Annotated in this window: 9 protein-coding genes; all 9 read right to left on the minus strand. The window is 69.2% G+C overall.

Annotation, left to right across the window (positions count from 1 at the left end; all coding sequences use genetic code 11):
- Positions 1–86 precede the first annotated feature (86 nt).
- Positions 87–524, minus strand: a complete 438-nt coding sequence (locus tag AB7U92_RS15465; protein WP_428578592.1) for a PaaI family thioesterase — start codon at positions 522–524, stop codon at positions 87–89.
- Positions 525–531: 7 nt separating this feature from the next.
- A complete protein-coding gene (locus AB7U92_RS15470) occupies positions 532–1323 on the minus strand; it encodes an SDR family oxidoreductase (RefSeq protein ID WP_428578595.1) in 792 nt (263 codons plus the stop codon).
- A 27-nt stretch (positions 1324–1350) separates the two neighbouring features.
- Complete coding sequence (locus AB7U92_RS15475; protein WP_428578598.1) at positions 1351–3309, minus strand: M3 family metallopeptidase; 1959 nt, start codon at positions 3307–3309, stop codon at positions 1351–1353.
- Complete coding sequence (locus AB7U92_RS15480) at positions 3309–3503, minus strand: hypothetical protein (protein ID WP_428578601.1); 195 nt, start codon at positions 3501–3503, stop codon at positions 3309–3311. The genes AB7U92_RS15475 and AB7U92_RS15480 overlap by 1 nt, the downstream gene beginning before the upstream one ends.
- Before the next feature lie 19 nt (positions 3504–3522).
- The gene (locus AB7U92_RS15485; RefSeq protein ID WP_428578604.1) at positions 3523–5364 is read right to left on the minus strand and encodes an acyl-CoA dehydrogenase; all 1842 of its coding nucleotides are present in this window, start codon (positions 5362–5364) and stop codon (positions 3523–3525) included.
- Positions 5365–5366: 2 nt separating this feature from the next.
- The gene (locus tag AB7U92_RS15490; protein WP_428578607.1) at positions 5367–5828 is read right to left on the minus strand and encodes a PaaI family thioesterase; all 462 of its coding nucleotides are present in this window, start codon (positions 5826–5828) and stop codon (positions 5367–5369) included.
- Complete coding sequence (locus AB7U92_RS15495; protein WP_428578609.1) at positions 5828–7003, minus strand: acetyl-CoA C-acyltransferase; 1176 nt, start codon at positions 7001–7003, stop codon at positions 5828–5830. The genes AB7U92_RS15490 and AB7U92_RS15495 overlap by 1 nt, the downstream gene beginning before the upstream one ends.
- A 16-nt stretch (positions 7004–7019) precedes the next feature.
- On the minus strand, positions 7020–7601 hold the full coding sequence (locus tag AB7U92_RS15500; protein WP_428578612.1) for an HD domain-containing protein: 582 nt from the start codon (positions 7599–7601) through the stop codon (positions 7020–7022).
- A 30-nt stretch (positions 7602–7631) separates the two neighbouring features.
- Positions 7632–9233 (minus strand): 3-hydroxyacyl-CoA dehydrogenase NAD-binding domain-containing protein (locus tag AB7U92_RS15505; protein WP_428578615.1); only part of this gene is annotated, 1602 nt, incomplete at its 5' end.

A 9233-nucleotide genomic window follows, 5' to 3' on the forward strand; every position in this document is an offset into this window, starting at 1 on the left:
AGGCGGAAATTGTCCACGCTCGCCTCGCCCTTCGGCCGCGAGGCCAGCAGCCACTGCTTGTTGATCGTCGTCATCGGGGTACTCCTTCAGTCGGAGGCGTTGAGCCTCTGGATGCGCCGGCCGCCCGCGGGCAGCGCCTTCATGTATTTGAACGTGCCGGTGGCATGGGCCACCAGCTCGCCCTTCTCGTCGACCACCGAGCCCTCGGTGAAGGCCATCGAGGCGGTGCGGTGCAACAGCGTGCCCCGAGCGGTGAGCCGGCCAAGCCCGGCGCGCAGGAAGCTGGTCTTCATCTCGATCGTCACCACGCCGGGCGATTCGGGGTGGCCGGGCTGGTTGGGGCTGCGCGCGGCATGCGCCATCACGACGTCGAGCAGCGTCATGGTCACGCCGCCATGCGCCACGCTCCACGAGTTGGTGAGCTCCTCGCGCAGCGTCAGCGCGATCTCGGCCCGGCCAGCCTCGCACGAGACCAGCTCCATGCCGAGCAGGTCGACGAAGGGGATCTGGGCGAGGAACTTCATCGGCGCGTCATCCGCCGTGATGCACGGCCGACACGCCGCCGTCCACCGCCAGGATCTGGCCGGTGATGTGCTTGCCCGCCGCCGAGGCGAACAGCAGCGCGGCGCCCTTGAGGTCGTCGTCGTCGCCGATGCGGCGCAGCGGCGCGGCCTTGGCGAGGCGGTCGGAGCCGATGCGCTCCAGCGTGCCCTTGGTCATCTTGCTCGGGAAGAAGCCCGGCGCCAGCGCATTGACGGTGATGCCGTGCTCGCCCCACTCGCCGGCCAGCGTGCGGGTGAAATTCACCACCGCGCCCTTGCTGGTGCCGTAGGCGATGAACTCGACGTCGCCCGAGCCGCTGAGGCCGGCGATCGAAGCGACGTTGATGATGCGGCCGCGCTTTCTCGGAATCATGCTGCGCTTGCCGATCTGCTGGCTCATCAGGAAGATGCTGCGGATGTTCAGGTTCATCACCTTGTCCCAGGCTTCCAGCGGATAGTCCTCGGCCGGCGCGCCCCAGGTGGCGCCGGCGTTGTTGACGAGGATGTCGATGTCGCCCAGGCGTTGCAGCGCCTCTGTGGCCACGCGTTCCACCTCGGCGGGCTGGCTCATGTCGGCCGCCACCCAGCGCGCGTCGATGCCTTTGGCCTGCAGGTGCGCGGCGGCCTCCTCCAGGTCGGCCGCCTTGCGCGAGGTGAGGAAGATCTTCGCGCCGGCCTCGCCCAGCGCCTCGGCGATCTGCAGGCCGAGGCCGCGCGAGCCGCCGGTGACGAGCGCGGTCTGGCCGCTGAGGTCGAACAGCTTCTGGATCGGGGTGCTCATGGTCGGTCTCCTGGGTTCTTTCGTCGTCTACTCGATGGCGAGGCTGCGGAAGAAGGCCTCGGCGTTGCCCTCGCGACCGAGGAAGCGGCGCACCAGCTCCTTCGGCGCCAGCTGGCCGCCGTTGGCCAGCACGGTGTCGCGGTAGCGGCGGCCCACCGCCGCGTCGAGCCGGTCGGCGGCGAAGGCGGTGCGCAGGTCTTCGGCCACCACCAGGCTCCACATGTAGGCGTAGTAGCCCGCACCATAGCCGCCGGCCAGGTGGCCGAAGCCGGCCGGGAAGATGGTGCCCGGCACGTGGCCCAGCGGCGTGGCACGCTCCATGCGAGCCCACAGCTTCATCGGCGCCTCGGCACGCCGGCCGTGCAGGGCGAGGTCGTAGCGGGCGAAGACGAGCTGCCGCGTGGTGGCGATTCCCTTGGCGAAGTGGCGGGCGCGTGCGGCGCGCTCGATCATCTCGCGCGGCACCGGTGCGCACTCGCTGCAGACCTGCTGGAACAGCGCCAGCACGGCCGGGTCGTAGACCCAGTCCTCCAGCATCTGCGACGGCGCCTCGGCGAAGTCGAGTAGCACGTTGGTGCCGCCGGGGATGGCGTAGCGCGTGGTCGACAGCAGCGCGTGCAGCGCGTGGCCGAACTCGTGCAGCAGCGTTTCCAGTTCTTCCAGCGTCAGGCCCTGGCTGTCGAAGTTCACCACCAGCGCGGCCGCAGGCAGTCGGCCGCTGCGCACCGACACGTTGCGGAACGACCAGACGGCCGCGTGGTTGTACTTGTCGGGCCGCGGAAAGAGGTCGACGAACAGCGTACCGAGCAGCCGGCCCTGCTCGTCGCGCGCCGCGTAGGCGCGGGCCTGCGGGTGCCACAGTGTCTGTTCTACTGGCTCGAAGCGCACGCCGAACAGGCGCTGCGACAGCGCGAACACGAACTCCAGGCTGCGCTGCGGCGGGAAGTGGGCGCGGAAGGCCTCCTGGTCGACCGTGTAGCGCTCGTTGCGCACGCGCTCGGTGAAGTGCCGCAGGTCCCAGCGCTGCAACGTCGTGGAGGCCTGCGGCGCGCCGGTGGCGCGCGCCTTGGCCTCGCGCAGCAAGGCAAGGTCGGCGCGCTCACGTTGTGCCACCGCCGCATCCACCTCGGCGAGGAAGCGCGTGGCCTGCGCCTCGCTGCCCACCATGCGCCGGCGCAGCGTGAAGTCGGCGTAGGAGTCGAAGCCGAACAGCCGCGCGTACTCGCGGCGCAACTCGGCGATGCGCTGCAGCGTCTTCAGGTTGGCTTCGCCGCCCTGGCGCATGGTCGCCCGCCACATGCGCTCGCGGGTGCGCTCCTGCACCGCGCGCTCCATCACCGGGTCGGCCGTCGGGTAGTCGAGGCCGAGTACATAGCGGCCCTTGGCATCGCGCCGCGCGTTGCGCCAGACGTTCTCCGGCACGCCTTCCAGCTGCGCCTCGGTGAAGGCCACGGTGTCGCGGCTCTCGCGGATGCGGCGCTCGAAGGCCTGCGAAAGCTCGGTGAGCTCGGTGCTGATGCGGCGCGCCCGCTGGCGGGCCGCCGGCGCCAGCGCCACGCCCGAGTCCTCGAAGGCGTCGAGCTGCTCTCGCTGCAGGCGGCGGTCGATGTCGTCGGCCACCGCCGCGTGCTTCAGCCGCGTGTGGACGCGTGCGTTCTGCAGGAAGGCGGCGGTGAAACGCTGGAACTCGAGGTCGCAGGCCTCGGCGGCGTCACGCACGGTCTTGTCCGGATGCACCGCCGGCAGCAGCCACAGCGGCCCCATGGTGTCCTCGACGCGCTGCAGCAGCTCATCCAGAGGCGCCAGCACGCCGGCGCCGCGCTCAGGCAGCGCCGCCAGCGCCTTCTCGCGCTGGCGCACGTCGGTTAGCAGGCGGCTGCATTCGGCATTTACCTGCGCCGCGTCGTTCCAGCGTGGGAACTCGTAGACCTGCGCCAGTGCGGGCGTGGCGAAGAACGCCACCGCGAGGAGGAGCCAGCGGCGCATCAGGCGTCGTCCTTCTGCGTCGATCGCACCCAGATCAGCACCACGCCCACCGCGGCCACGATGCCGCCGCCGACGACGAGCAACCAGCCGAGCGCCGCGCTGCCGCGCTGCTGCAGCGCGATGCCCAGGCCCACGGCGAGCAGGCCACCATAGATCAGGATCCAGACCAACTTCTCGGTCGTCGAGGGCTTCATGGTGCGTCCGCTCGGCGGCTTAGAACCAAGCTTCGTCGATCGTGCGGCAGGTGTCGTCGCGCGAGGCCACCACCTGCAGCCAGGCCGCCACCTTGGGCAGATCGTGCCGGTAGAAGAAGCGGCAGGCGGCGAGCTTGCCGCGCAGCGCGGGCTCGTCGGCAGCGCCTGGCTCCAGCTTTGCATGGGCGCACAACGCGACGTCGAGCCAGATCCAGGCGATCACCGTATGGCCGAAGGCCTGCAGGTAGGGCACGGCGTTGGCGAGGGCCTCTTCCGGGGTGCCGGTGGCCCAGGCCGCCTTGGTGGCGCGGCCGACTTCCGCCAGCGCCGCCGCGAGCTCGTTGCCGAAGCCGGCGAGCTCGGGCACGCGCATGGCCCGCTCGATGGTAGCGTTGATGCGCGAGGCCAGCAGCTGCAGGCCCTTGCCGCCGTCCATCACCACCTTGCGGCCGAGCAGGTCGAGCGCCTGGATGCCGTGGGTGCCTTCGTGGATCATGTTCAGGCGGTTGTCGCGCCAGTACTGCTCCACCGGGAAGTCACGCGTATAGCCGTAGCCGCCGTGCACCTGGATGGCCAGGCTGTTGGCCTCCAGGCACCACTCGCTCGGCCAGCTCTTGGCGATGGGCGTGAGCATTTCCAGCAGGAGCGCGGCCTGCGCCGCATCGTCGGGCGCGCCGGAGTGCTGCTCGTCGACCAGCCGCGCGCAGTACAGCTCCAGCGCCAGCGCACCCTCGCACCAGCTCTTCTGCGCCAGCAGCATGCGGCGCACGTCGGCGTGGCGGATGATCGGGATCTGCGGCTGCGTGGCGTCCTTGCCGCCGGGGCCGATCGGCCGGCCCTGCGGCCGGTTCTTGGCGTAGTCGAGGCTGGCCTCGTAGCCGGCGTAGCCGAGCATGGTGGCGCCCAGACCGACCGCGATGCGCGCCTCGTTCATCATGTGGAACATGCATCGCAGGCCTTCACCCGGCTTGCCCACGAGATAACCGATCGCTCCGGCCGACCCACGCACCGGGTAGCGCCCTTCGCCGAAGTTCAGCAGGGTGTTTGGAATGCCGCGGTAGCCGAGCTTGTGATTCAGGCCCGCGAGCGCCACGTCGTTGCGCTCGCCGGTGAGCTTGCCGTCGGTATCGACCAGCTTCTTCGGCACGATGAACAGCGAGATGCCCTTCGTGCCGGGGATGAGCTTGCCGTCCGGCCCGGGGATCTTGGCCAGCACCAGGTGGACGATGTTCTCGGCCAGTTCGTGCTCGCCGTTGCTGATCCACATCTTGTTGCCGCGCAGGCGGAAGCGCGGGCCCAGCGGATCGGCCTCGTGACCTTCGCCATCGGGCGTGGCGCGGGTGACGATGTCCGACAGGCTCGAGCCCGCCTGCGGCTCCGACAGGCACATGGTGCCGAAGAAGCGCCCGGCGAACTCGTTCTTGGCGAACACCTCGCGCTGCCGTTCGCTGCCATGCGCCATCAGCAGGTTGGCATTGCCGCTGGTCAGCATGCCGGCACCGCCGACGCCGATACCGGCCTTGGAGAAGAAGGCGTGCGCGGCCATCTCGACCACGCAGGGCAGCTGCATGCCGCCCATGTCGTAGTCCTGTGCGGCGGCGAGCATGCCGGACTCGGCGTAGGCGCGCGCCGCGGCGACGGCCGCGCCGGGCACGTGCACCTTCTCGCCGTCGAACCAGGGTTCCTCGGTGTCGACGAGGCGGTTGACCGGCGCGAACTTGTCGGCCGCGAGCTTCTCGCACATGTCGAGCACGGCGTCGAAGGTCTCGCGGCTGTGCTCGGCGAAGCGCGCGCGCTGCTGCAGCGTCTCGACGTGCAGCCAGTCGTAGAGCAGGAAGTCGGCGGTCTGTCGGTAGCTCATGGTCACTGGGAATCCTGGCCGGGTGCGGCGACGATGGTGCCCTGCGCCAGCGCGCAGAGCTTCTCGCCGGTGGCACTGACGGCGAACACCTCGCAGCGGCACACCGCCTGGGTCTTGCCGACGTGCACGGCTTCGGCGCGGGCCACGAGGCGGTCGCCCACGGCGGGCCGCACGTAGTTGATCTTGAATTCGCCGGTCAGTACCGGCACGCGCAGCGCGGTGCCGCCGGCGTAGGTGAGCGCGTTGTCGGCGAGATAGCTCAGCACGCCGCCATGCACGAAGCCGTGCTGCTGCTTGAGGTGCTCGGCCACCGTCACCTGCAGCTCGCAGCGGCCCGGCTCCAGCGCATTGAGCTGGGCGCCGAGCAGGATGCTGAACGGCTGCTTGACGAGGATGTCCCGGCCCATGGCCAGGAAGGCTTCCGGCGACACCGTCACCGGGGACGGTCCACCGGAATCCGCCATCACAGCACCTCGAACACGCCCGCCGCGCCCATGCCGCCGCCGATGCACATCGTCACGACGACACGCTTGGCGCCGCGGCGCTTGCCTTCAATCAGCGCGTGGCCGGTCAGCCGCTGGCCGCTGACGCCGTAGGGGTGGCCGACGGCGATCGCGCCGCCGTTGACGTTCAGCCGGTCCATCGGGATGCCCAGCGTGTCGGCGCAGTAGAGCACCTGCACCGCGAAGGCCTCGTTGAGTTCCCACAGGTCGATGTCGGCGACCGTCAGGCCCAGGCGCTTGAGCACCTTGGGCACCGCGAACACCGGGCCGATGCCCATCTCGTCGGGCTCGCAGCCGGCCACCGCGAAGCCGAGGAAGCGGCCCAGCGGCTTGAGGCCCTTCTGCTCGGCCACTTTCTCGTTCATCACGATGCAGGCACCGGCGCCGTCGCTGAACTGGCTGGCGTTGCCCGCCGCGATCACGCCGCCGGGCAGCGCCGGCTTGATGCCGGCCACGGCCTCGTAGGTGGTGCCCGGGCGCAGGCCCTCGTCGGCGCTGACCGTGACCTCCTTCGTGCGCAGGCCGAGCTGCGCATCGGCCACGCCGGCCATCACGGTGATCGGCGCGATCTCGTCCTTGAACTTGCCGGCTTCCTGCGCGGCGCAGGCCTTCTGCTGGCTGGCGGCGCCGTACTGGTCCATGCGCTCGCGCGGAATGTTGTAGCGCTTGGCCACCTGCTCGGCGGTCTGCAGCATGCTCCAGTAGATCTCCGGCTTGTTCTGCGCGAGCCAGGGATCGGCCAGCATGTGCTTGTTCATCTCGTTCTGCACGCAGGAGATGCTCTCCACGCCGCCGGCCGCGAACACGTCGCCCTCGCCGGCGATGATGCGCTGCGCCGCCATCGCGATGGTCTGCAGGCCGCTGGAGCAGAAGCGGTTGACGGTCATGCCGCTGGTGGTGATCGGCAGTCCGGCGCGCAGCGCGATCTGCCGTGCGATGTTCGCGCCCGTCGCGCCTTCGGGGTTGGCGCAGCCCATGATCACGTCGTCGACCTCGGCGGCCTCGATGCCGGCGCGCTCGACGGCCGCCTTGACGGCATGGCCGCCCAGCGTGGCGCCGTGGGTCATGTTGAAGGCACCCTTCCAGCTCTTGGCCAGGGGCGTGCGGGCGGTCGAGACGATCACGGCGTTTGTCATGGCAGGGCTCCTGGTCTCATTCGGCGGCCATCGCCGCCTTGTAGATGCTGTTGCGGGGCTGCGCGAACACGCGGCGCAGCATCGGTTCGAATTCGCTGATCGGCAGCGTCTCGGCCTTGGCGTCGAAGGCCGGGTTGTCGTAGAGCGCGCAGAACTCCTCGGTGCGCGCGTAGTGCGGGTGGCCCTTGAACTGGTCGCGCAGGTTCCGGTCCAGCCCGAGGTGATGGAAGAAGTAGTAGCCCTGGAAGATGCCGTGGTGCTGCACCATCCACAGGTTGGCCTCGCTCACCACCGGCTTGAGGATCGCCGAGGCCACGTCGAAGTGGTTGAACGGAGCCAGCGTGTCGCCAATGTCGTGCAGCAGCGCGCAGACCACGTACTCCTCGTCGCGGCCGTCGCGCAGCGCCCGCGTGGCGGTCTGCAGCGAATGGGTGTATCGGTCGACCGGGAAGCCGCCGTAGTCGCCTTCCAGCAGCTTCAGGTGCGCGATCAGCCGCTCGGGCAGCGCCTTCACGAAAGGCGCGTACTCGCCGGCGATCTTGCGCCAGTCGTCCGCCGTGCTTTCCTCCATGCGGGTGAAGGTGGCGCGCTCGCTCATCGCGGTGCTCCGTTCGTGCTCGGCTCGCGCTCAGCTGAAGGTCTTGCCTTCGGCGGCCAGCCTGGCAAGCAGCGGCGCCGGCTCCCAGAACTTCGCGTCGTCGTTCGGGTTCTTGGCGAAACGCTTCATCGCCTGCACGACGTTGAAGAGGCCCACCGTGTCGGCATAGCACATCGGACCGCCGCGGAAGAGCGGGAAGCCGTAGCCGGTGAGGTAGACCATGTCGACGTCGGAGGCGCGCAGGGCGATGCCTTCCTCGACGATGCGCGCACCCTCGTTCACCAGCGCGAACACGAGTCGCTGCACGATCTCCTCGTCGGAGATCTTGCGCGGGGTGATGCCGAGCTCGGTGCGGTGCTTGGCGATCATCTCCTCGACCAGCTTGGAGGGAATCGCGTCGCGCTTGCCCGGCACGTAGTCGTACCAGCCGGCGCCGGTCTTCTGGCCGAAGCGACCGAGTTCGCACAGCAGGTCGGCCGTCTTCGAGTAGCGCAGGTGCGGCTTCTCGATGTAGCGGCGCTTGCGGATGTACCAGCCCACGTCGTTGCCGGCCAGGTCGCCCATGCGGAACGGGCCCATCGCGAAGCCGAACTTCTCGACCGCCTTGTCCACCTGCGCCGGCGTGCAGCCCTCTTCCAGCAGGAAGCCGGCCTGGCGCGAGTACTGCTCGATCATGCGGTTGCCGATGAAGCCATCGCACACGCCGGAGACCACGCAGGTCTTGCGGATCTTCTTGCCCAGCGCCATCACGGTGGCGAGCACGTCCTTCGCGGTCTTCTCGCCGCGCACCACCTCCAGCAGCTTCATCACGTTGGCCGGGCTGAAGAAGTGCGTGCCAATCACGTCCTGCGGGCGCTTGGTGAAGGCGGCGATCTTGTTCACGTCCAGCGTCGAGGTGTTGGTGGCCAGGATCGCGCCGGGCTTCATCACCTCGTCGAGCGTCTTGAAGACCTGCTCCTTGACGGCCATGTCCTCGAACACGGCCTCGATGACCATGTCGCAGTCCTTCAGGTCGTCGTACTTCAGCGTGGTGCTCAGCAGCGCCATGCGCTGCTCGTACTTGTCCTGCTTGAGCTTGCCCTTCTTGACCTGGGCCTCGTAGTTCTTGCGGATGGTGGCGATGCCGCGGTCCAGTGCCTCCTGCTTCATCTCGAGGATGACCACCGGGATGCCGGCGTTGAGGAAGTTCATCGAGATGCCGCCGCCCATGGTGCCGGCGCCGATCACACCGAGCTTCTTCACCTCGCGCACCGGCGTGTCGGCCGGCACGTCGGGGATCTTGGTGGTGGCGCGCTCGGCCATGAAGGCGTGGCGCAGCGCCTTGCACTCCGGCGTCATCATCAGCGCGATGAAGTTCTCGCGCTCGTACTTCATGCCGTCGTCGAACTTCATCGTCGTCGAGGCCGCCACGGCGTCGACGCACTTGGGCGGCGCCGGGAAGTTCCTCGCCATCGCGCCGACGGTGTTGCGCGCGAACTGCAGGTAGGCCTGCGGGTTCGGGTGCTCCACCTTCAGGTTGCGCACCAGCGGCAGCGGGCGCCCTTGTTCGTGATTCTTGGCCACTTCGCGCGCGAAGGCGATGGCGCCCCCCAGCAGGTCGCCCTCGATGACTTTGTCGAACAGCTTCTGGCC

The organism is Piscinibacter sp., assembly GCF_050175855.1.
In the GTDB taxonomy this organism is placed as follows: domain Bacteria; phylum Pseudomonadota; class Gammaproteobacteria; order Burkholderiales; family Burkholderiaceae_C; genus Piscinibacter.

Coding starts and splice junctions, on each gene's coding strand:
- AB7U92_RS15465 (WP_428578592.1), bottom strand. CDS start 524: ATGAAGTTCCTCGCCCAGATCCCCTTCGTCGACCTGCTCGGCATGGAG.
- AB7U92_RS15470 (WP_428578595.1), bottom strand. CDS start 1,323: ATGAGCACCCCGATCCAGAAGCTGTTCGACCTCAGCGGCCAGACCGCG.
- AB7U92_RS15475 (WP_428578598.1), bottom strand. CDS start 3,309: ATGCGCCGCTGGCTCCTCCTCGCGGTGGCGTTCTTCGCCACGCCCGCA.
- AB7U92_RS15480 (WP_428578601.1), bottom strand. CDS start 3,503: ATGAAGCCCTCGACGACCGAGAAGTTGGTCTGGATCCTGATCTATGGT.
- AB7U92_RS15485 (WP_428578604.1), bottom strand. CDS start 5,364: ATGAGCTACCGACAGACCGCCGACTTCCTGCTCTACGACTGGCTGCAC.
- AB7U92_RS15490 (WP_428578607.1), bottom strand. CDS start 5,828: ATGGCGGATTCCGGTGGACCGTCCCCGGTGACGGTGTCGCCGGAAGCC.
- AB7U92_RS15495 (WP_428578609.1), bottom strand. CDS start 7,003: ATGACAAACGCCGTGATCGTCTCGACCGCCCGCACGCCCCTGGCCAAG.
- AB7U92_RS15500 (WP_428578612.1), bottom strand. CDS start 7,601: ATGAGCGAGCGCGCCACCTTCACCCGCATGGAGGAAAGCACGGCGGAC.